Origin of the sequence: Rhodanobacter thiooxydans LCS2, assembly GCF_000264375.1 — a bacterium.
In the GTDB taxonomy this organism is placed as follows: Bacteria; Pseudomonadota; Gammaproteobacteria; order Xanthomonadales; family Rhodanobacteraceae; genus Rhodanobacter; species Rhodanobacter thiooxydans.
Genome location: NZ_AJXW01000004.1, coordinates 12,153 through 32,971, shown reverse-complemented (window position 1 = coordinate 32,971; position 20,819 = coordinate 12,153). Strand labels below are relative to the sequence as shown.

At 69.6% G+C, this 20,819-nt stretch carries 16 protein-coding genes; 8 read left to right on the top strand and 8 right to left on the bottom strand.

The features are described 5' to 3' along the window. Positions 1 to 134: 134 nt before the first annotated feature. The 4 genes from UUA_RS01500 to UUA_RS01485 are packed head-to-tail and all read right to left on the bottom strand — an operon-like array spanning position 135 to position 6,786. Positions 135 to 1,289 carry a Wadjet anti-phage system protein JetD domain-containing protein gene (locus tag UUA_RS01500; RefSeq protein WP_008433647.1) on the bottom strand — a complete coding sequence of 385 codons (1,155 nt, stop codon included), beginning with the start codon at positions 1,287 to 1,289 and terminating at the stop codon, positions 135 to 137. Next, entirely contained in the window at positions 1,276 to 4,650 is a 3,375-nt protein-coding gene (locus tag UUA_RS01495; protein WP_008433645.1) for an ATP-binding protein, read from the bottom strand. Before UUA_RS01495 ends, UUA_RS01500 begins: the two co-directional genes overlap by 14 nt. Next, complete coding sequence (locus tag UUA_RS01490) at positions 4,647 to 5,336, bottom strand: DUF4194 domain-containing protein (protein ID WP_008433642.1); 690 nt, start codon at positions 5,334 to 5,336, stop codon at positions 4,647 to 4,649. The genes UUA_RS01495 and UUA_RS01490 overlap by 4 nt, the downstream gene beginning before the upstream one ends. After that, positions 5,323 to 6,786 carry a DUF3375 domain-containing protein gene (locus UUA_RS01485; RefSeq protein ID WP_008433640.1) on the bottom strand — a complete coding sequence of 488 codons (1,464 nt, stop codon included), beginning with the start codon at positions 6,784 to 6,786 and terminating at the stop codon, positions 5,323 to 5,325. Before UUA_RS01485 ends, UUA_RS01490 begins: the two co-directional genes overlap by 14 nt. A 254-nt stretch (positions 6,787 to 7,040) precedes the next feature. Between UUA_RS01485 and UUA_RS01480 the strand changes: the two genes are divergently transcribed. Next, the gene (locus UUA_RS01480; RefSeq protein WP_008433637.1) at positions 7,041 to 7,694 is read left to right on the top strand and encodes a DsbA family oxidoreductase; all 654 of its coding nucleotides are present in this window, start codon (positions 7,041 to 7,043) and stop codon (positions 7,692 to 7,694) included. Between the two features lie 6 nt (positions 7,695 to 7,700). On the opposite strand, the gene UUA_RS01475 is transcribed toward UUA_RS01480, so the two are convergent. After that, a complete protein-coding gene (locus UUA_RS01475) occupies positions 7,701 to 10,661 on the bottom strand; it encodes a bifunctional diguanylate cyclase/phosphodiesterase (RefSeq protein WP_039953393.1) in 2,961 nt (986 codons plus the stop codon). A 210-nt stretch (positions 10,662 to 10,871) separates the two neighbouring features. On the opposite strand from UUA_RS01475, the gene dinG reads away from it, so the two are divergent. The 7 genes from dinG (at position 10,872) to UUA_RS01440 (ending at position 16,669) form a co-directional block, all read left to right on the top strand. Continuing rightward, positions 10,872 to 12,989: an ATP-dependent DNA helicase DinG gene (gene dinG, locus UUA_RS01470; RefSeq protein WP_008433633.1), complete on the top strand. Its 2,118-nt coding sequence runs from the start codon at positions 10,872 to 10,874 to the stop codon at positions 12,987 to 12,989. After that, a complete protein-coding gene (locus UUA_RS01465; protein WP_008433631.1) occupies positions 12,986 to 13,540 on the top strand; it encodes a HutD/Ves family protein in 555 nt (184 codons plus the stop codon). Before dinG ends, UUA_RS01465 begins: the two co-directional genes overlap by 4 nt. Before the next feature lie 70 nt (positions 13,541 to 13,610). Then, on the top strand, positions 13,611 to 14,189 hold the full coding sequence (locus UUA_RS01460; RefSeq protein WP_008433630.1) for an NnrU family protein: 579 nt from the start codon (positions 13,611 to 13,613) through the stop codon (positions 14,187 to 14,189). Between the two features lie 94 nt (positions 14,190 to 14,283). Continuing rightward, a complete protein-coding gene (locus UUA_RS01455) occupies positions 14,284 to 14,481 on the top strand; it encodes a hypothetical protein (RefSeq protein ID WP_008433628.1) in 198 nt (65 codons plus the stop codon). A 69-nt stretch (positions 14,482 to 14,550) separates the two neighbouring features. Continuing rightward, positions 14,551 to 15,612, top strand: coding sequence for an ATP-binding protein (locus UUA_RS01450; protein ID WP_008433626.1), 1,062 nt, complete (start codon positions 14,551 to 14,553; stop codon positions 15,610 to 15,612). A gap of 2 nt (positions 15,613 to 15,614) precedes the next feature. Further along, positions 15,615 to 16,211: a DUF938 domain-containing protein gene (locus UUA_RS01445; protein ID WP_008433625.1), complete on the top strand. Its 597-nt coding sequence runs from the start codon at positions 15,615 to 15,617 to the stop codon at positions 16,209 to 16,211. A gap of 56 nt (positions 16,212 to 16,267) precedes the next feature. Further along, positions 16,268 to 16,669: a YchJ family protein gene (locus tag UUA_RS01440; protein WP_008433623.1), complete on the top strand. Its 402-nt coding sequence runs from the start codon at positions 16,268 to 16,270 to the stop codon at positions 16,667 to 16,669. A 3-nt stretch (positions 16,670 to 16,672) separates the two neighbouring features. Here the strand turns inward: UUA_RS01440 and ligB are convergent, their stop codons facing one another. From ligB to UUA_RS01425, 3 genes are all read right to left on the bottom strand, one after another. Next, positions 16,673 to 18,358 carry an NAD-dependent DNA ligase LigB gene (ligB, locus tag UUA_RS01435; RefSeq protein WP_008433621.1) on the bottom strand — a complete coding sequence of 562 codons (1,686 nt, stop codon included), beginning with the start codon at positions 18,356 to 18,358 and terminating at the stop codon, positions 16,673 to 16,675. Positions 18,359 to 18,455: 97 nt separating this feature from the next. Then, a complete protein-coding gene (locus tag UUA_RS01430) occupies positions 18,456 to 19,235 on the bottom strand; it encodes an NRDE family protein (protein ID WP_008433619.1) in 780 nt (259 codons plus the stop codon). Positions 19,236 to 19,244: 9 nt separating this feature from the next. Further along, positions 19,245 to 20,684 carry an FAD-dependent oxidoreductase gene (locus UUA_RS01425; RefSeq protein WP_008433618.1) on the bottom strand — a complete coding sequence of 480 codons (1,440 nt, stop codon included), beginning with the start codon at positions 20,682 to 20,684 and terminating at the stop codon, positions 19,245 to 19,247. Between the last annotated feature and the right edge of the window lie 135 nt (positions 20,685 to 20,819).

Here is a 20,819-nt window from a genome sequence, read left to right as displayed (position 1 = left end):
TTCTGGGCCGGGATTCGGGATTCGCAAGAGCAGAAGCACCGCCCGCCAGCGGGCTCCTACAAGGGTGGATTCGCAGGATTCCGCTCACGCGGCAGAACCATCACTCCGCCGTCCGACACATCGGATCGAACCACTCATCCGCTTGCCATTGAACGAATGTTCGCCCACGCCACATCCCAGCCAATCCGCTCCTGCTCCAGCCGCACGCGCACGCCCCAGCGGTCGCCGCGCAGGTCCCGGTACAGCGCCTGCTCGGGGGTATCCAGGTACTCGATCGCGTCGGCGCGGTGCGGTTGCGGTTCGGTCACCCACAGCGCGCGATGGGCCAGCAGGGTTGTCTCGTCCATCAGCAGCGACCGCACTTGCGGCAGGTGGCCGCGCAGGTGGCCGAGGATGGCCAGGCCGTGGGTGTCCAGGTCGCCCCAGTAATGCACCGCATCGGCAGCACGCAACCACGGTAGTTCATGCAGGCGATCGACCGCATAACCGCGCGCCATCAGCACCACGGCGCCGGGCAGGTCGTCGAAGGCCAGGCCGGTCTGTTTGTTTTCGACGATGAACACGCGGCGCGCCGGCAACGCCAGCGCAGCCAGCTGGTCGAACGGCGCATGGATGTCACCCAGGCCGCCAGCGCGGGCGCGCAAGGCGGGATCGAGCACGCGCAGGCGCAGTCGATCGGGCTCGCGGCGCAAGCCGCTGGCTCGCCAGAAATCGGTGTCACGGGGCAGATCGGCCAGTGTGCGTAGCCAGTCGCCGAGCAAGCCGGTACGGGTCTCCAGCCACTTGCTGTCGAGCCCGGCCACCGGTAACTGGCGGGCGAACAGGTTCGACGCACGGTGTGCCTGCAGCCACGCCAGCATGTCGCCGAGGCGGATGAACTCGGTTTCCCCGGTGTCGGCCAGCAAAAGGTATTGGCGGCGCAGCCCGGTGGCCAGCGATGGCCAGCGTTGCGTCCACGTCGCGAACCGCGCACAGGCACGCTGCCAGCGCACGGTTTCGCCGAGCAGGGCGGCCAGTGCATTCGCGTCGGGCAGCAACAGCGCTTCCGGCACCACCTGGCGACCGAGCAGGGGCCAGCGCCGCTCGATCCAAATCACCTCACCGCCCGGCCAACTCTTCCACGCCGATCGCCACGCCTCGAACGCCACCCAGTGCGCGCTGGCCTGCTTTTCACCCGGGACCGCCAGCAATACACGCAGCGGCCACTCGCCGCTGCCGCCCAGCCAATCACCGGCTTGGCGCGGCCATTGGCCGCGCAGCAGGGCGACCGCCTGCTCAGGGCTGCGCATCGTCGCCCCCGGGCACACTACGGGGCAGGTCCAGCCGCTGGCTGGCGGCGTCGTATTCGATCATCAGCACGGCGGAGTCGTGGCGCCCGTTGATCTCGACGAAGCAGGCACCACCGATGAACGGCTCCAGCGTCATCACCGATTTCAACGGCGTGGCCACGATCATCTGGAAGCCGAAGTTCTCGAAGATGCGCATCGCCATCGCGGTGAATTCGTTGTCGGCCTTGTCGAACGCTTCGTCCAGCACCACCGCCGCGTATTGCGGCACGCCGCCGTCCTCGTCGCCCAGCTGGTAGCGCAGCGCGGCGGCCAGGCAGGTGGTGGCCAGTTTCTGGCGCTGGCCGCCGGACTTGCCGGCGCCACTGCGGTAGACCTCCAACTGCTCGCCACTCACCGCATCGCGTTCCTCGCCGATGAACTCCACGTGCAGGCGCACGTCCAGCACCTGTTCGCGCCAGCGCTTGTGCTCGGGGTCGGTCGAGGCCAGCCGGGCGACCAGTTTGCGCAGGCCTTCGAACTGCGCCTCGGCGCGTTCGCGGTCGTCGGTGCGCTGGTGCGCCAGCACGTCGCGCAGCTGCTGGCGGAACTCGATCACCTCGGGCAGGCGGCGATCCTCGGGCCGGATCTGCAGGACGCTGCCGCGGTTGAACGGCACTTTCTCCAGGCTGGCGTTGACGTCTTCCATGCGTGCGCGGATCGCCTTGTGTGCCTGCGCGATGTGCGTCTGCAGCGCCACCAGGTTCTGCCCGCTCTGCGTGCGCAGCATGTCGAAGAAACGCGCCTCGTGGGCCGGCAGGCCGTCGCGTTCCAGCCGCTCCAGCCGGGCGAAGAAATCCGCCGCGCTCTGCAGATCGGCCTGCACGTCGCCGGCATCCTGCGGCCAACGGCGGCGGAACGCCTCGAAACCGCTGACGATGCGATGGGACTGCGCACCGGCCTCGGTCTCCAGCGTGCCGATGCCCTGGTTCAGCGCACGCTCCATCACAAGCGTGCGCTCGGCCAGATTGCCAAGGGTGAACGCCGCGCCGGCTTCGCAGCGCGCGTCCAGGCCCTGCTGCTGCAGCGGCGTCAGCGGCTTGGCCGCCACGTCGTCGACGCAGCGGGCGCGCTCCTTGTCCAGCCGTTCGTGTTCGCGCCTATGACCATCGCGTTCGACGCGCACGTCATTCAGAAGGCGCTGCGCTGAAGTAACTTGTTTTTCCTTCGTGGCGATGCGTTCGCCCAGGTCGCGCAGGGTCACATTGGCTTCGGACAACTCGCCCAATTCGATTGCGATGGCATCCAGCCGCGTGAGCAGCGGAGCGACGTCGATATCGCTCCAGCGCAGGTTGGCCAGCGACTGCGCGGCGGCGGCGTGGCTGGCCCGCTGCCTGCGCTCGACGTGGATCGCCGCGATCGCATGGTCGGCATCGGCAATCTGCTGCGCCAACGCGCCAGCTTCGGCCTTGTACAGCGCCAGCTTGTCGCGATTGTCGAAGCCCAGCACCCACTGGCGACGATCGTCGACGGCGTGGCGGTCGTCCTTCTCGTGGCGGCTGCGGCCGTGCTTGATCTGGCCTTGTGCGGTGATCGCGCGATCGCTGCGCTGCAGCGCCTGCACGCTGTCCACGCAGGCGTAGTCGTAGCGGCGCAGCAGTTCCGCGTGCAGCCATTCCTGGTGTGCATGTGGCGCCAGTTCTAGCTTGTACAGCAGCGAGCGTGGTGGCGGCGCGGACACGTTCAGTCCATCCGCAGCGCCGATGCGGTGGTACACCAACTTGCCGCCCAGATGGGTGGCGTCGACCCACGCCGCCACCTTGGCGTAATGCCGCTCGTCCACCAGCAGCGACAGCGCGAAGCCGTGCAGCAGGCGTTCGATCGCGCCGCTCCACGCCGCTTCGTCCGCGCGTACCTGGATCAGCTCGCCGGCGAACGGCAGCGCGGTCTCGGCCAGGCCCACCGCGGCGCACAGCCGGCTGCGCAAGGTCTGCATGTATTCGGGAACGTTCGACGGATGCTTTTCCAGCGCGGAGATCTCGGCACGTGCCCTGGCAAAATCAAGCTCGGCCTGCTTTTTCTGCATGCCCAGTTCCAGCATGCGCTGGTCGGCACTGGCGGCGGCGTCCTGGCCGGCATCGAGCAGGCGGCGCGCCTCGGCGAGCTGTTCGGCGAAACCTTGCGGGCTGGCGGCGAGCTGCCAATCCAGTTGCCGGCACGCGCTCTCGGCCACGCCGCGATGGCGCAGGCAGGCATCGCGCTCGCGCGACACGCTGTCGTGGTCGCGTTGCAGTTGTTCGATGCGGTCACCGCCCTGTTCGCGGTGGCGTGCCTGCAGGTCGCCCAGTTCACGCTGGTGCTGTTCCCATGTCTGTTGACGGCGGCCCTCCTCGCCTTCGAGGCCGCGGTCGAGCGTGTCCAGCTCGGCCAGCCGCGCGTCGAGCAGGCGCAGCCGCCGGCGCTCGCGGTAGCCGTCCATGCCGGCCAGCAGCTCGTCCAGTTCGCTGCGTTCGCGGCGCACGTCCATCAGCCGGTCGTGCGCCGTGCGTGCGGGGCGCAGGGTTTCGATCTGCTCGCGCGCGGTGACCACCGCCTTGTGCGCTTCGTCCAGTTCGGCGAACTCGGCCACCAGCCGTTCCGCTACGGTGAAGGTTTCCGGTCGCTCCAGCATGAAGTCGCGCAGGAAATGGTTGAGGTCGCCCAGGTTCTTCGCCGACTGGGTCTTGTGCAGCAGGCGCAGCGCGGTGTCGTTGCCGATGCCTAGCAGGCGACGGAAGCGTTCGGCGTAGGCGCTGAAAGTCTCGTGATAGTGGACATCGGAAATGCGCTGCTTGAGGCGCCGGATGTCCAGGTCGAAGCCGGCCAGTTCCGTCGCCAGGTCGAACGGCCGCTCGGCGATGATGAAATACTTCTGCACGTCGGCCGCGCTGGAGCTGTTGCCGCGGATCCACAGCAACCGCACCAGCGTGACGCAGCGGCCCAGCGCGTTGCGGTATTCCAGCGCCAGCGCCGACCAGGTGGCGCCGCGACGCAGGTACTGGGTGGCGACCTCGCCCGAATCGTCGTCGTGGCGGTCGGCCCAGGCGCCGCGCACGTAGGACACCAGCGAGCGGTCGCGACCGCTACGCTCGGCCTCCCGCGCGGCGGCGTTGAAATCCACCAGCGCCGGCGGCACCAGCAACGCCGACATCGCGTCGAGCAGGGTCGACTTGCCCGAGCCGGAACGGCCAACGAACAGGAAGCCGCGCTCGGCGATCGGCACCTCGTGCAGGCCGGAGAAGGTACCCCAGTTGAGTACCTGCAGGCGGCGCATGCGGAACTGCTCCTCGCGCGGCGTGGGCAGGTCGGACAGGAACAGGGTAGGAGCGCCATCGGACTTTTTCATTCCTCGTCCTCCTCGCTCTCCACGTCCGCGCCACCATGCCGGCCGGCCAGGTGCTCGCGATAGACCGCACCCAGCGCCTGCACGTCCTCGGCGGAGAACAGCAGCTTCAGCGTGGGCGATACCTCGTGGCGACCCTCGCTGCCGCGGATCGGCTGCAGCACGTTGTTCTTCTTCATCTTCTCGATGGCTGCGTTGAGCTTCCGGACGAAGCCGGCGCGGTCGGTGCCCTGCGGCGGTTCGTACACGGCCAGTTGCGCATGCAGTTCGTCCTCCTCCACCACGGCGCGCTGGCCGTGCGCCTCGGCCTCGGCCAGGCGTTGGCGCAGGGCCAGCAGCAGCACCGAGTCGATGAAGGTAAGCGGACTGGAACGCAGCAGGGTCGGCGTTTCCAGCTCGCCGGTGTCGGCCTGGCGCACGAAGGCCACGCGCAGGTCGCGGTCGAGCACCAGTTCCAGAAACAAGTCGCTCAGGCGCGCGCGGATGGCGGTTTCCTCGCGCAGCAGCACCGGCCACAGCAGCGCATGGCGCTCGGCGTCCACGCTGGGGCCGGCCAGCAACTGGCACAGCACGCGGCGCGCCCCGAACGGCAGGCTGCCGCTGTCGCCGGGAAACAGCGCGGGATCGCCCACGCTTTCCGGCAACGGGTTTTCCGGGGTCGGTTCGTCCCTGTCTTCAGACCAGTTCATCGCGTTTTTCCTTGAGGAAGTACAGCAGGGGAATGCGCGCACGGCGTTCGCGGCCATCCTCGCCGCGCCAGCTCACCGATTCGTGGCGATCGGCCACCAGCATGCCGTGGCGGCTGCCCAGCGCGACGTAGCCGACCACGCTGCCCAGGCCCTGTTCGGCCGGATAGTGTTCGAGCACGGCACCGACCGAGCACTGCGCTCGCTCGGCCAGCAACGCCCGCACGCGCTGCTTCAAGCTGCGGAAGTCGATCTCCGACTGCGCCACCAGCTCGCCCACGCTGTCCAGCGAGATCGCCGCGCCGTCGGCGCGGACGATGCTGCCGTCGACCTGGCCGGTGCGCGGATCGTTGAGCCGCCAGCGCGACAGCGAATGCAGCCGCGCGCTGCTCAGGGTCAGCGTGTAGTCGATGCCCTGGTTGCTGCGTACTCGGTCGCGCAGCTTCAGCGCCTCGGCCTGGGCCTGTTTCAGCAACTGGTGCAGGCGGCGCTGTTCCAGGTAGGCGCGGCTCTGCACGAAGCCCTTCAGGCTGCGCGCGAAATGCTGCAGCACGTCGTGCACGTGGCCGCCGCGATCGAGCAGGGTACGGGTGAGGTGCAGCAGGAAGCTGCGTTCGCGCCGGTCCAGCGCGCGGGCAAACGGGCGGCTGGTCACCGCGTCCACCGCCGCTTCCAGCTGGCCGCTCTGCTCGGCGTCGGTGAGCAGCCGCCAGAACGCGTCGAAACTGCGCCCGGATTCGCTTTCGGCGATCACGTCGACGCCGGCGAACAGCGCCTCCAGCATCTCGCCGCGCTGGCGCTCGTCGTCGATGATGCGTTCGCGGAACTCGCGATCCAGCTGCTGGAAATCGTCGCGCACGTGGCGGAAATCCTCCGCCAACTCGTCGGCCAGCGCGATCACCTCGCGGGCTCGCTCCAGCGCGCGGGTGTCGTCCAGCACGTCGACCCGGCCCTCGCTGACCGCGGCGATCTGCGCATCGATGCGCTCGCGCTCGGCGAGCAGTTCGCCCAGGCGGCTGTGCGGGTCGGCATCGGTCTGCCGCGCCAGTTGCACCAGTTGCTGGATCACCAGCGCCAGCCGGCTCTCGGTGGCCACGCTGCGGCTTGCGTCCAGGCTGCCCAGGAAGCGCAGCGCCGCGATCGCCGGCGCGGTCAGCTCGTACTGTTCCTCGCTGGCCCCGGCGGGAAAGCGCCGCTCCAGCCAGCCGGCCGCCAGCCATTCGGCCACGTAGGCCTGCGCCGCGCGCGGCGCCGCGTGGCCATGCGTGCGCAATTCGTCCAGTTCGCGCGCCAGCCGCTCGTGCAGCAGCGAGGCCGGCAACTGGCGTTCGCCATCGAGTAGCAGCGCCTGCAGCAGGGCGCCAATCAGCGGCGCGTTGTCCGCCGCCAGAAGTTTCCAGGTGGGCTGCTGGCGCAGCCGCTGCCAGGTAGCAATGCGTGCGCGGGTTTTCATCGCGACACCGAATGTCCAAAGGCAACCCCGCCCGCGCCGGACGGAATCTGGTGGATGATTCGACGATGTGACATGTACCTGCCCGCTGGTAGCTGCAAGAATCGCCCGGACCTGGGGTCTGTCCGGGAAACCTTCAGTGTAATCGCTGGTATCTCATCCCGTGCGACGTGCGCCGCCGTACGCCTGACGCGACGGATTGAAGAGACTTGTGCCGCCCCCATCTTTTGCACCTCTCCCGCTTCGGCAGACAACCCATGACCAAGCCCGCTTCCGTCCGCATCGACTTCGTCTCCGACGTCTCCTGCCCGTGGTGCGCTATCGGGCTGGCTTCGCTGCAGCAGGCGCTGGCGAAGCTGGACGGCGAGATCAGCGCCGAGATCCATTTCCAGCCGTTCGAGCTGAACCCGCAGATGGCGGCGGAAGGCGAGGATGCGGTCGAGCATCTGGTGCACAAGTACGGCAGTTCAGCCACACAGATCGCCGCGAACCAGGAAATGATCCGCGAGCGCGGCGCGGCGCTCGGCTTCACCTTCGACATGGAGCGGCGCAAGCGCGTCTACAACACCTTCGACGCGCACCGGCTGCTGCACTGGGCCGGGCTGGAAGGTCGCCAGCTGGTACTGAAGCAGATCCTGCTGTGCGCCTATTTCACCGACGGCGAGGACGTGGGCGCGCACGACACGCTGGTGCGGCTGGCCGTCGAAGCGGGGCTGGATGGCGAACGCGCGCGACAAATCCTCGCTGGCGACGAGTTTGCCGACGAAGTGCGCGCGCAGGAGCAGTTCTTCACCTCGCGCGGCATCCGCTCGGTGCCGGCCACCATCGTCAACGGCCAGCACCTGATTTCCGGCGGACAGCCACCGGAGACGTTCGAGCAGGCGCTGCGGCAGATCGCCGCCGGCGCCTAGAACCGCTCATGCGCCGACGCTGCCCGGCGCCCGCCACTGCGCGATCGGCGCCGGGCGGCCGAGCAGGTAGCCCTGGCCCATTTCGCAGCCCATCGCCATCAACGCATCGCGCTGGGACGGCGTCTCGATGCCCTCGGCGATCACCTGGATGCTGAGCGCACGCGCCAGCGCCAGGATCGCCGCCACCACGGTGGTACTGGAGGTGTTGGCGTCCTTGTCCAGTTCCTGCACGAACGCGCGGTCGATCTTCAGGATGCGCAGCGGCAGCGAGTGCAGGTAGCTGAGCGAGGAGTAGCCGGTGCCGAAATCGTCCAGCGCCGCGCCGATGCCGATCGCGCGCAGGCGCTCCAGCGTGGCGCGCACATGCTCGGGATTGTCCAGCAGCGCGCCCTCGGTGACTTCCAGCACCAGCCGCTGCGGCGGCAGCCCGGTACGTTCCAGCAGCTGGACCAGGCGCCGGTCGAAATGCGCATGGCGCAGGTGCAGCGCCGACACGTTCACCGTCATGAAGCTGTCGTCACGTCCGTGCTGCAGCAGCAGCCGGCAACTCAGCTCGAACATGTGCCAGTCGATCGTCTCGATCAGCCCGCTGTCCTCGGCGATCCTCAGGAAGTCGCCTGGCCGCAGCAGGCCGCGTTGCGGATGGTTCCAGCGGATCAGCGCCTCGTAGCCAAGCGTGCGCCCGCTGCCGTCGAGCGCGCAGATCGGCTGGAAGTACGGCTCGAACAAGCCTTGTGCCAGCGCCTGCCGCAGTTCGCCTTCCAGCGCGAGCACGTCGACCACGTTCTGCGCCAGCCGCTCGTCGAACAACTCGTAGCGCTTGCGGCCCAGCTGCTTGGCCCGGTACAGCGCGATGTCGGCATCGCGCAGCAGCTCATCGGCGGTGGCGTAGCGGGCGTCGCCGATCGCGATGCCCACGCTGGCGGTTACCGGCAGTTCCTTGCCGGCCACCGGCATCGGCGCGTCCAGCGCGTCCAGCACGCGCTGCGCCACGGCGGTGGCCGCCCACGGCAGTTCGTCCTGTTCCAGCAGGATCGCGAACTCGTCACCGGACAGCCGCGCCACCAGATCCGGATGGCGCACGCAGCCGGCCAGGCGCCGCGCCACCTCCTTCAGCACCTCGTCGCCGGCCAGGTGGCCCAGGCTGTCGTTGATGATCTTGAAGCGGTCCACGTCTAGGTACAGCAGCGCGCAGGGGTGCTGCGGCTCACGCCGCATGGCGTCCAGTGCGCGGTCGATGCGCTCGCGCAGGTAGCCGCGGTTCGGCAGCCCGGTGAGTGCGTCGTGCATGACCTGATGGCGCAGCTGGTCCTGCATGCGCTCGCGTTCGCTGATTTCCCTGCGCAGGGCCAGCGTGCGCTCTTCCACCCGCTGTTCCAGTTGTTCGTAGGCACGCCGGAGCGACTCGGCGGAGCGGCGCCGGGTGAGGCTGTTGGCGACCTGCGAGGCGACGAAGCTGAGCAGCTCCTGGTCGGCCGCACCGTACACCACGTCGGCGCGGTAGCTCTGCACGGCAACCAGCCCGATGACCTCGTCGGCCACGATCAACGGCACGCCGAGCCAGTACATCGCGGGAGAACTCATCCGCCCCGGCGCGATCTCGCCGCGCTGCTCGAGTTCCTCGATGTCCGCGTTGTCCACCCGCAGCGCGCGCCCCAGGCGCATCACATATTCGCTCAGGCCGCGGGTCAGCACGCGTTCGGCCGGCGGCGCCAGCACCGCGTCCACCGAGTAGGGAAAGGTCAGCTTGAGCCGGTCGTCGGAGAGCAGCCCGATGAAGAAGTTCTGCGCGTTCAGGAGCTCGGCCACCACCGCATGCACGCGCCGGTAGAACGTGCCCTGGTCGATGTCCTCGGTGGCCAGCTCGGCGAGCTGGAACAGCGCGGCCTGCAGGTGCTCGGCGCGCTGGCGCTCGACGATCTCCTGCTGCAGCCCGCGGTTCGCTTCGGCCAACTGCAGCGTGCGCCGCTGCACCCGCTGCTCCAGTTCGTCCTTGCCCTGTTTGCGCTCCAGCGCGGTGAGGATGTGGCTGCCGACGAACTCCAGCAGGGCAAGGTCCTCGTCGGTGAAGCCGATGTCGCGGCAATAGCTCTGCACCACCAGCGCGCCGCGCGGCTGACCGTCGCGCAGCAGCGGCACGCCGAGCCAGTCGTAGCTGTCCGGACCGATCAGGGTCACCGGCCCCACCACCTGGCGGCGCAGCTCCTCGGCATTGCCCATGCGCGCCTTGCCGTCGCGCATCACGTACCAAGTCAGCGTGTGCTCGATCGCGCCCAGCGGCATGTCCTGGCCGCCGCCCGGGGGGACCGGCTCCTGCTCGTCGACGAAGTACAGGAAGCGGATCGTGTCCTGCACGGCGTCATGCAGCACGATGAAGAAATTCTCCGCATACATCAGCGTGCTGACGATGGCGTGGATGCCGCGCAGCAGGTCGGGCATGTCGCGCTCGGAGCCGGCCAGGTCGGAGATCGCGAACAGCGCACGCTGCAGGTTCTCCGAGCGTTCGAGCTGCTCGTGCGAATCCTTCAGCTCGGCCCACTCCAAGGCCCAGCGCAGGTGCTGGCCGGCCAGTCGCAGCGGCGTTTCCAGCTCCGCGAGGAGGCGCTCGTCGGCATGGCCGGGCTGCCATTCCAGCAACAGCAGTGCCACGTCGGGCTGTGTGCACAGGCGAACCGCCACACGTCGCCCGTCCGGGTGCCGCAACGGCCCGGCCGTGCGGGCGGCCGCCACCAGCCACGACGCATCGGCCGGCGCGAACGACATCGGCGGGCGGCCTTGCGCGGCAACGACCTCGCCCTGCCCCCAGCGCACGCTGGCAGCAACGCAGCCCGGACGCGCCTGCACCAGGTCGGCGATCGCCGCAGCCACCTCTTCCGGCGCATGCGTGCCGATCAGCCGGGCCAGCCAGCTCAGCTGCAGCGATCCACCTTGCGGCGGCCCCGCTTCCATGGCATCGGCATCCTTCATCGAATCCCCAAGCCCGCGCCCGCCAACGCCGGCGGACGGCCCCCGGTCGAAACCCCGCGGCAACGCCGGCATCGGACATGGCGAGCCTGCCCCCATGCGGGCCAACACGCAATACCGATAAACTGCCCCATCGCGTCCGGCTGGCCAACGCCATGAGTCGGCGCCGCCGTGTTTCGGCGTCATCCGCAGCGCAGGTCCCCGCTTCCATCCATGCTTACCGACACCACCAAGGACGCCATCCGCACCGCCTACGCACGACTGAAGGACGGCCTGCCCGGCTTCCGCGCGCGCGCCTCGCAGGGGCGCATGATCGCCGAGACGGCCAAGGCGTTCGCCCGCGCCGGCGGCGTAGCGGCGGTCGAGGCGCCCACCGGCACCGGCAAGTCGATGGCCTACCTGATCGCTGGCGTCGAGGTGGCACGCTTCCAGAAGAAAAAGCTGCTGATCGCCACCGCCACCGTGGCGCTGCAGGAACAGCTGGTGCAGCGTGACATCCCGCTCTACCTCCGGCTCAACGGCATCGAGGCGAAGGTGGCGCTGGCCAAGGGCCGCGGCCGTTACCTGTGCCCGCGCAACCTGCTGATGGCGGCCAACAGCATCCACGACGCGCAGCTGGGCCTGGCCGGGTTCGAGGCGGACCTGCTGTTGTGGGACAAGCCGCCGCAGCCGCGCGACAAGCAGGCGCTGGCGAAGCTGCGCGACGCGTTCGACCGCCGCGAGTGGGACGGCGACATGGACAGCGCGCCGGAGCCGGTCAGCGAGTTGCTGCGCCCGATGATCACCACCAGCGCCGGCGGCTGCACCAACCGCAAGTGCGGCCAGTTCATGGTCTGCCCGTTCTTCGTCGCGCGCCGCGCGGTGGACGACGCCGAGATCATCGTGGCCAACCAGGACCTGGTGCTGGCCGACCTCACCATGCCGGGCGAGGCCGACGGCGGCGCCGAGCCGGGCTGGGGCGGGGTGATCCTGCCGCGCCCGGACGAGACGCTGTACGTGTTCGACGAAGCCCACCACCTGCCGGGCAAAGCGGTCGACCGCGGTGCGGCCGAGGTCCACATGACCGCCAGCGTGCGCCAGCTGAGCCGGCTCGGTCGCCAGGTGCACGCGGCGTACTCGCTGACCGACAAGGAAAGCCTGGGCCGGCTCACGCTGGACGCCGGCGACGCCAGGCTGCAGGAACTCAGCGACGCGCTGGAAGAACTGGAGAAAGCCATCCGCCTCAGCTGGCTGCCTGACCCGGCCGAAACCGAGCCGATGTACCGCGGCTCGCTCGGCCAGCTGCCCGAGCCGTGGGTGGAACAGGCGCGGGCGCTCAGCCTGCTCACCGGCGAGGTGCAGCGCTGGCTGGGCGCGGTGCGCCGCGCGGTGGTGGAGATGACCGACGGCGGGCCGACCCAGGAGGCGCTGTCGCGCGAGCTGGGCATCGCGCTGGAACGCATCGGCCGGCAGGCCGCCTGCTGGCGCGCCTGGTCGGCGGACGATCCGGATGACGCGCCGCCGTTGGCGCGCTGGATCACCCTGGGCGCCGATCAGCAACTGGTTTGCCACGCCTCGGCGGTATCCGCCGCCGGCCTGCTGCGCGAGGTGCTGTGGGGCAACGCCAGCGGCGTGCTGCTGACCTCGGCCACGCTGAGTGCCGGCGGCAATTTCCGCAACTTCGCCGATGCGGTGGGCCTGCCCGACGACGCGCTGACGCTCAGCCTGCCCTCGCCGTTCGACCTGTCCGCGCAGGCGCGGCTCGAAGTGCCCTCGATGCGCACGCTGCCCGACGCACGCGAGGCGCACGCGGAGGAAATCAGCGAGTGGCTGGCGGAAAACCTGGACTGGGACGCCGGCAACCTGGTGCTGTTCACCTCGCGCGCCAAGCTCGACCGCGTGCTGCAGAAGCTGCCGATCGCGCAGGTGCGCAAGGTGCGCGCGCAGGGTTCGCTGGGCAAGTCGCAGCTGGTCGCCGAGCATTGCGCCGACATCGAAGCCGGCAAGGGCAGCACGCTGTTCGGGCTGGCCTCGTTCGGCGAAGGCCTCGACCTGCCGGGCAAGCTGTGCGAGACGGTGGTGATCACCCAGCTGCCGTTCGCCGTGCCCACCGACCCGGTCGGCGCCACCTATGCCGAATGGCTGGAGTCGCGCGGGCGCAATCCCTTCATTGAAGTGAGCATCCCGGAGGCCACCCGCCTGCTCACCCAGTACTGCGGTCGCCTGATCCGCAACGAGAGCGACCATGGCCGCATCGTGCTGCTGGACCGCCGCGTGGTCACCAAGCGCTACGGCAGCGGCATGCTGAAGGCACTGCCGCCGTTCCGGCGCGTCATCGAGAGGACCGCATGATCATCCGCCTGGCCGACCGCCCGCCGCAGCCGTGGAAGAACGGCCTGGGTCGCACGCGCGAAATAGCCGTCCAGCCGTCTGGCGCCGGCATGGACGATTTCCTGTGGCGGGTCAGCGTGGCCGAGGTCGACAGCGCCGCGCCGTTCTCCAGCTTCCCCGGCATCGACCGGGTGATCGTGCTGCTCGACGGCGACGGCTTCACGATGACGCTGGACGGCGCGCGCACGCACGCGTTGACCACGCCGTTCGCGCCATTCGCGTTCCCCGGCGAGGCAAGAGTGGATGTGACGCTGGCCGGCGGCCCCACCCGCGACTTCAACCTGATGCTGCGCCGCGGCCGCGTGCGCGGCGCAGTCGACGTATGGCAGAAGGCGGGAACGCAGATGACGGACACTGCAACCATGCTGGTGTACTGCGCGCGCGGCGCGATCGACAGCGTCGACGGCAGGCTGCACGCGGGTGACGCCTGGCTGCCGGCGTCCGCTGCCGCGACGCTGGACCTGCAACCGGGCGCACTGGCGCTGGTCGTGCGGGTCGAAGCCGTCACCTGACGATTGTCACTATGGCGCCGCACTGCAGCCATCTATAGTCGGCGCTTGCCGTCGCCACCGGAGTCCCGCCATGCCCGTGCTGATCCTCGGCCTGCTGATCTTTCTCGGCATCCACTCGCTGCGCATCTTCGCCGACGACTGGCGCAACCGGCAGCGGGCGCGGTTTGGCGAACTGGGCTGGAAAGGCATCTACTCGCTGATCTCGATCATCGGCCTGGTGCTGATCGTGTACGGCTTCGGCCTGGCAAGGCAGCATCCCGTGCCGCTGTACGTGCCGCCGCTGTGGCTGCGTCACCTCAACGCGCTGTTCGCCCTGCTCGCCTTCGTGCTGGTGGCGGCCGCGTACATCCCGCGCAACCATCTCAAGGCGAAGTTCGGCCATCCGATGCTGCTGGGCGTGAAGATCTGGGCGGTGGGTCACCTGCTGGCTACCGGCATGCTGCACGACGTGCTGCTGTTCGGCGCATTCCTGCTGTGGGCCGTGCTGCTGTTCATCGTGTCGCGCCGACGCGATCGCGCCGCTGGCGCGGTCTATCCGGCCGGCACTCTGGCCGGTGACCTGCTGGCGCTGGTGATCGGCATCGCCGGCTGGGCCGTGTTCGCGCTGTGGCTGCATCTGGCATTGATCGGCGTGAACCCGATGGCGTGAACTTGCGGTGCGGGGGTGCCGAGAGTCACCTGCGCGCGGGTGTCGCGCTGCGCTAAAGTCAGTATCCACCCCACCCCTCCGCGAGGGTCACCGCATGGCTGGTTTCCTGCTCTGGCTGTTGCTGCTGGTGTTCTGCTGGCCACTCGCGCTGCTGGCGCTGGTGCTCTACCCGATCGTGTGGCTGCTGTTGCTGCCGCTGCGGCTGGTCGGCATCACGGTAAGCGCCGTGTTCGCCTTCCTCGGCGCCCTGCTGATGCTGCCCGCGCGCATGCTGCGTGGGCGCCCGGTCTGACCCGCGCGCAAACTTTACAATCCGGAAGAGTAACTTTCCAATCGGCGTGAGTTACTTTACAGTGCCGGCATGGCCCGACCCAGCCGTTCGGCGGAAATCGACGCAACCCTGCTGCGCCTGGTGCAAAAACACCCGGACGATCTCGTCCGGATCGTCGCCGGAAAGCTCGGGCTCAGCCGCGCGGCCGTCGCCACGCGCGTACGCGCGCTGATCGGAGACGGCTATCTTGCCAAGGCCGGTACGACACGTCCGACCTACCGCCCCGGAAACTCCAGACGTGCGGGTTTCCGCCATGCACTCCGTGGCTTGGCCGAGGACCGCGTGTGGTCGAGCGACGTCGCGCCCCTGCTGTCAGGCCTGCCCGCGAACATCTTCGACATCTGTCACCACGGCCTGACCGAAATGGTGAACAACGCGATCGACCACTCCGAAGGGAAACACCTCACGGTCCACGTCGACCGCAATGCCCACCGGGTCGCGATGATGGTCGCGGACGACGGCATCGGCATCTTCCGCAAGATCACCCGTGCGCTGGATCTTCCCGACGAACGACTGGCCCTGCTCGAACTTTCCAAGGGAAAGCTGACCACCGATCCACGGCGCCATTCCGGCGAAGGCGTGTTTTTCACTTCGCGCATGTTCGACCGCTTCCGGATCGCTTCCGGCGATCTGGTCTTCGACCATGCTGACGGGCAGGACGATGACCCGCTGTTCGACACCGACATGCACCAGTTCCGCCACGGTACGACCGTGCTGATGGAAATCCGCACCGACACCACCAGGACGGCCAAGGAGGTTTTCGACCAGTACTCCGGCGGGCCCGACGACTACACCTTCGCCAAGACGGTGGTACCGGTGAGACTGGCCCGGGTCGGTGACGAAAACCTGGTGTCGCGTTCGCAGGCCAAACGCCTGATGCAGCGGGTGGAGCGGTTCCGTACCGTGGTGCTGGACTTCGATGCGGTAACCAGCATCGGCCAGGCTTTTGCGGACGAGGTGTTCCGCGTCTTCGCGCACGATCATCCCGAAGTCGCGCTCGTTCCGGTCCATGCGGTGCCGGCAGTACAGCAGATGATCCGCCGCGCCGAAATCGCCCGCAATGAGGAAAGCGGCCAGTTGCCGCTGCGCTGAGCATGGCCGAAAAACCCTACTCGCCTTCCTGCGAACGCAACCGCGACCCGATCCTCGGCGTGCTGCGCGAACATTTCGCCGGCCGCCGCCACGTGCTGGAGATCGGCAGCGGCACCGGCCAGCACGCGGTGCATTTCGCCGCGGCGCTGCCGCGGCTGAGCTGGCAAAGCTCCGACCGCGCGGAAAACCTGCCCGGCATTCGCGCCTGGCTGGACGAGGCGACGCTGCCGAACACCCCGCCGCCGCTGGCACTGGACGTCGGCAGCGCCTGGCCGCCCGGCCCGTTCGACGCGGTGTTCAGTGCCAACACCCTGCACATCATGGCGTGGCCCGAGGTGCAGCAGCTGTTCGCGCATTTGCCCGCGGTCACCACTGGCGATGCCGTGCTGGCGATCTATGGCCCGTTCAACCGGCAGGGCCACTACAGCAGCGACAGCAACGCCGCGTTCGACGCATCGCTGAAGGCGCGCGGCGCGCACATGGGCATCCGCGACGCCGAGGCGGTGGATACGCTGGCCGCGGCGGCAGGCTTCGCGCTGGTTGACGACGTGGCGATGCCGGCCAACAACCGCTGCCGCGTGTGGCGCCGCCACGGCTGAGCCTCCGCCTGCACGGCACACCTGCACGCCACCGCCGAACCGGGTACAAAGGCGGCATGAAGTCGATCGACACGCTGACCCCCTGCCCCTGCGGCAACCCGGCCGGTTACAGCCAGTGCTGCGGGCCGCTGCACGACGGCGCCACCGCCGCCACCGCCGAACAACTGATGCGCTCGCGCTACAGCGCCTACGTGCTCAAGCGCGAGGACTATCTGCTGGCCAGCTGGCACGCCGACACCCGCCCGGCCTCGTTGCGGCTGGCCGCGCAGCAGCCGCCACCGACCTGGCTGGGGCTGGAAGTGCGCCGCCAGCAACGCGTCGACGACGACCATGCCATCGTGGAGTTCGTCGCCCGCTACCGGCTCGGCGGCGGCCGCGCGCAGCGCCAGCACGAGACCAGCCGCTTCGTACGCGAGGATGGCCGCTGGTACTACCACGACGGCGAGCTGAAGAGCTGACGCTCAGAAACCCTGCACGCCGGCCGCCCGCAGTCGCGCGGCCAGCGCGCGAACTTCGGGACAGGCGAAGAACACCACCAGCTGGTTCGCGCGGCCGGCGCCGATGCCCTCCAGCGTCTGCCAATCGTCCGCTCCGCGCGCGCTCAGCGCGGCCCAGTCGGGCAGCCCGCCCGCCACGTTGGAGGGCGCGCCCAACGCCTGCAGCCAGCGCGCGAACGGACGCTCGCGCGCCGCGGCGAAGCTGCGCGCCAGCAGCGCCGCGCGGCTGGCGCCCAGGCCGGGCACGCTCGCCAGTTGTTCCGGCGTGAGCTCCATCCAGTCCAGCAGGTCATGCACCAGCCCGGCGTCGATCAAGGCCTGCCAGGTATCCGCGCCCAACCCTTCCAGTTGCAGACCCTGCCGACCACCCAGCCACACCAGCCGTGCGCGGAACTGCTGCTCGCAGCCGGGCATCGGCGACCAGCAGCTGAGCGCGTCGTGTGCCGCCGGATCGGGCGGCGTCACAGCCACTCGCTGCTGCGCGCGCCACGCCACCGACTGCAGGCGCGGAATGGTCAGCCCGGCCAGCACCACCTCGACCTGATCGCCGGGGCGGATGTCGAGCTCGCGCCAGCGCTTCAACGAACCGACGCTGACCCGCTGCACGCGATGGTCGTCCAGTTGCACCGGCTCCAGTTCCAGCACCGGGGTGATGCGGCCGCTGCGGCCCACGGTGAACTCCACCGCGTGCACTTCGGCCAGCGCCGAAGCGGCCGGATACTTCCATGCCACCGCCCAGTCCGGCGGAACTGCCTGCCAGTCCGTGGCCGGCGGCCGATGGCCCTGGCGCAGCACCGTGCCGTCGGTGGCAAACGGCATGGCGTGGCGATACCAGCGCGCGCGCCAGCGCTTCACCTCGTCCAGCGTGGTCGCCGGCTGCGTGTACGCCACGCTGTCAGCCAGCCCCATCGCCGCCAGCCCGGCCAGCCGTGCCGGCATGTCGGCGGGGCCGCTGGGCCAGTCCCACACGAACAGGCCGATCTGCGCGGCGCTGCCGGCGTCCAGCGTGCTGCGCGCCAGCGCGCCGGCCACCGCCGAGCGCGCGTTGGCGCCCCCATCATCGGCCTGCACGTGACCGGGCAGGTGCCAGACCAGCTCGCCCTGCAGCACCACGCGCGGCGGCGCATGGGGCAGGCTCTTGGGAATCGCATCGATCGCCTGCGCCAGCCGCATCCAGTCCGAACCGTGCACACCGTCGCCGCGGCTGCTCGCCTGGCGCAACTGGCCGTCAACGTACAGTAGGGTGACCGCCACGCCGTCGGCCTTCGGCTGCACCCACAGGTCGCGGTCGCCGTGCGCGTGCATCCAGGCGCCGACTGCGGCGGCATCCGGCAGCTTGGCCAGGCCGGTCTGCGCCACCGGCGCACGTACCTGGCCGCCGGCGTCGGCGAGCTGCGCCAACGCCGCCGATGCCTGCGCGGGGAAACAACGCTGCCACCCGGCGAGACGCTGCATCGCCTGGTCGTAAACCGCATCGCTCACCGGTGATTGGCCTTCGACGCGGTACGCATGGTTCCAGCCGTCCAGCCGGTCATGCAGCGCGGCCAGCTCCTGCCGCGCCCGCGCCGGCGACCAGTCCGGGCAAGCGGCCGCGTGCACGGGGCCGAGGCCCAGCACGATCATCGGCAGCAACAGGCAGATCGTGCGCATGCGACGCTCCGTTCCGTGGATGGCGTCGGCGAAGCTAGCCGACACACCGCACGACGGTCAGGCGGCGGGGCACGCGGCAGCACGTAGGCCTACGGCGTCAGTCGGTGGCGGTCGGCGACGCGCCGAAGCGCAGCAAGGTCTGGCCGTGGTAGCGGCCGTTCGGCCCGAAGCGGCGCTCCACGATCACCCCGCCGCCGTCGCGGCCGATCGCCACCACGGTGCTGGCGCGGGTGCCGTACTGCTCGCCGCGGATGAACGCCGGCGACAGCAGGCGCTCGCGCTCCAGTCCCACCCCGGTGTCGGGCAACTGCGCGTCCGGCGCCCGCCGTTCATCGGCAAGCGCCTCGAACAGTGGCGCGAAATCCGTGTCGTCGCCAGCGTCGATCCACTGCTGCAGGCGCTGCATCAGCGTGCGGGTCTTCGGCCATGGCGTGTTGAAGTCGGCGTTGGACAGGCCGTGCACGCCGGCGCTCACCGCCTGCGCACGCGACTCGGGTCGGTTGCCGAGGTAGAACGCGGCGTGCGCGTCGAAGGTGAGCAGGTTGAACGGCCGGTAGTCGGCGGCCGTGCGCAGCAGCTGTTGCGCATGCGTGGCGGCATCGGCGTCGCCGCGCAGGAAGTCGGTAGCCAGCAGTCCGCGCGAGGCGCCGAGTTGCGGGTCGCGCGGGTCGCGCACGTTGGTCACCACGCAGCAGCGCCCATCGTCGGTGACGCCCAGCCAGGTGCCACCGGCTTCGAGGTCGCGCCCGCCGACGATCGGCGCATCGTCCCAGCGCGCCAGCGCCGCGCTGGGACGCGCGTGGAACTCGTCGCGGTTGCCGGCCAGCAGCAGGCGCCAGCGCGGGTGCGCATTCCAGGCGAAGGCAATCAGGCACATGCGCGGAACTTACGCCACGCAGGCCATCGCTTCCAGCGGAAGCTCGCCGAGCATCCGCGCGATCGACGCGGCCGCCTCGCGCCCGTCGTGCACCGCGCGCACCACCAGGTCGGCGCCGCGCATGTTGTCGCCGCCGGCAAAGATCTTCGGGTGGCCGGTCTGGAACGGCAGCGCACCCTCACCACTGGCCAGGATACGGCCGCCGGCATCCAGCGCGATCCCGTGTGTGGCGCACCACGCGGGTGGACTGGGGCGAAAGCCGAACGCCTGGATCACCACGTCGGCACGCAGCTCGGTTTCGCCGCCCTCGACGTGCTGCAGCCGCGCGCGACCGTCCGCGTCGCGGCCCACCTCGGTACGCACCAGGCGCACGCCACGCACCCGGCCCTGCTCGCCGAGCAGGGCCAGCGGCTGGTGATGGAACAGGAAACCCGCGCCTTCCTCGCGGCTGTAGCCGACCTCGCGCCGCGAGCCGGGCATGCTGGCCTCGCCGCGCCGGTACACGCAGGTGACCGAAGCAGCGCCCAGGCGCACCGAGGTGCGGTTGCAGTCCATACCGGTGTCGCCGCCGCCGAGCACCACCACGTGCTTGCCGTTGAGGTCGAGCGCGGGCGGCACCGGCCGGTCGTCGAGCAGGCGCTCGGCGTTGGCGACCAGGAACGGCAGCGCGTCGTGCACGCCCTCCAGCTCGCGCCCGGGCAGCTCGCCGTCGACGAAGGTGTAGGCGCCGGTGCCGAGGAATACCGCGTCGTAGTCGGCCAGCAACTGTTCGAACGCGATGTCGCGGCCGATCTCCACGTTGAGGTGGAAGCGCACGCCCATGCCTTCGAGCACCGCGCGGCGGGTGTAGATCACCGTCTTGTCCAGCTTGAACGGCGGGATGCCGAAGGTGAGCAGGCCGCCGATCTCCCGTTGCCGATCGAACACGTCCACCGCGATGCCTGCGCGGCGCAACCGGTCGGCGCACGACAGCCCGGCCGGCCCGGCACCGACTACCGCCACGCGCCGGCCGGTCTCGACCACGCCGGACAGGTCCGGGCGCCAGCCCTGGCGGAACGCCTCGTCGGTAATCGAACGCTCGATGCTGCCGATGGTCACCGCGCCGAAGCCACCCTGCTCCAGCGTGCAGGCGCCTTCGCACAAGCGATCCTGCGGGCACACGCGACCGCAGATTTCCGGTAGCGGATTGGTCTCGTGCATCAGCGTGGCCGCCTCGAACAGCCGCCCCTCCTGCACCAGCTTCAGCCAGTCCGGAATGTAGTTGTGCACCGGGCAGGCGTGCTCGCAATATGGGTTGCCGCAATCCAGGCAACGCTCCGCCTGGCCGGTGATCGCCGGCGGCGTGAAGTCGCCGCTGATCTCGCCGTAGCCAAGCACGCGGACCGCCACCGGCACCGCCTTGGGCGGCTGGCGCGGGAGATTGAGGAACTGGAAGAGTTTGTCGCTCATGGGCGCTGGGAATCGGAAATAGGGAATAGGGAATAGGGCACCATCGAGGCAATGAGGCGGGGAGCGGGTTTCGGCTTCGATCGGCCACCGCCGCGCATCGTGCGGAGGCGCGCGACGCCGCTGCTTTCCCTATTC

Bases quoted from the DNA above. Each gene is read 5' to 3' on its own strand.
- UUA_RS01500 (WP_008433647.1), bottom strand. From the start codon at position 1,289: ATGCGCAGCCCTGAGCAGGCGGTCGCCCTGCTGCGCGGCCAATGGCCG.
- UUA_RS01495 (WP_008433645.1), bottom strand. From the start codon at position 4,650: ATGAAAAAGTCCGATGGCGCTCCTACCCTGTTCCTGTCCGACCTGCCC.
- UUA_RS01490 (WP_008433642.1), bottom strand. From the start codon at position 5,336: ATGAACTGGTCTGAAGACAGGGACGAACCGACCCCGGAAAACCCGTTG.
- UUA_RS01485 (WP_008433640.1), bottom strand. From the start codon at position 6,786: ATGAAAACCCGCGCACGCATTGCTACCTGGCAGCGGCTGCGCCAGCAG.
- UUA_RS01480 (WP_008433637.1), top strand. From the start codon at position 7,041: ATGACCAAGCCCGCTTCCGTCCGCATCGACTTCGTCTCCGACGTCTCC.
- UUA_RS01475 (WP_039953393.1), bottom strand. From the start codon at position 10,661: ATGAAGGATGCCGATGCCATGGAAGCGGGGCCGCCGCAAGGTGGATCG.
- dinG (WP_008433633.1), top strand. From the start codon at position 10,872: ATGCTTACCGACACCACCAAGGACGCCATCCGCACCGCCTACGCACGA.
- UUA_RS01465 (WP_008433631.1), top strand. From the start codon at position 12,986: ATGATCATCCGCCTGGCCGACCGCCCGCCGCAGCCGTGGAAGAACGGC.
- UUA_RS01460 (WP_008433630.1), top strand. From the start codon at position 13,611: ATGCCCGTGCTGATCCTCGGCCTGCTGATCTTTCTCGGCATCCACTCG.
- UUA_RS01455 (WP_008433628.1), top strand. From the start codon at position 14,284: ATGGCTGGTTTCCTGCTCTGGCTGTTGCTGCTGGTGTTCTGCTGGCCA.
- UUA_RS01450 (WP_008433626.1), top strand. From the start codon at position 14,551: ATGGCCCGACCCAGCCGTTCGGCGGAAATCGACGCAACCCTGCTGCGC.
- UUA_RS01445 (WP_008433625.1), top strand. From the start codon at position 15,615: ATGGCCGAAAAACCCTACTCGCCTTCCTGCGAACGCAACCGCGACCCG.
- UUA_RS01440 (WP_008433623.1), top strand. From the start codon at position 16,268: ATGAAGTCGATCGACACGCTGACCCCCTGCCCCTGCGGCAACCCGGCC.
- ligB (WP_008433621.1), bottom strand. From the start codon at position 18,358: ATGCGCACGATCTGCCTGTTGCTGCCGATGATCGTGCTGGGCCTCGGC.
- UUA_RS01430 (WP_008433619.1), bottom strand. From the start codon at position 19,235: ATGTGCCTGATTGCCTTCGCCTGGAATGCGCACCCGCGCTGGCGCCTG.
- UUA_RS01425 (WP_008433618.1), bottom strand. From the start codon at position 20,684: ATGAGCGACAAACTCTTCCAGTTCCTCAATCTCCCGCGCCAGCCGCCC.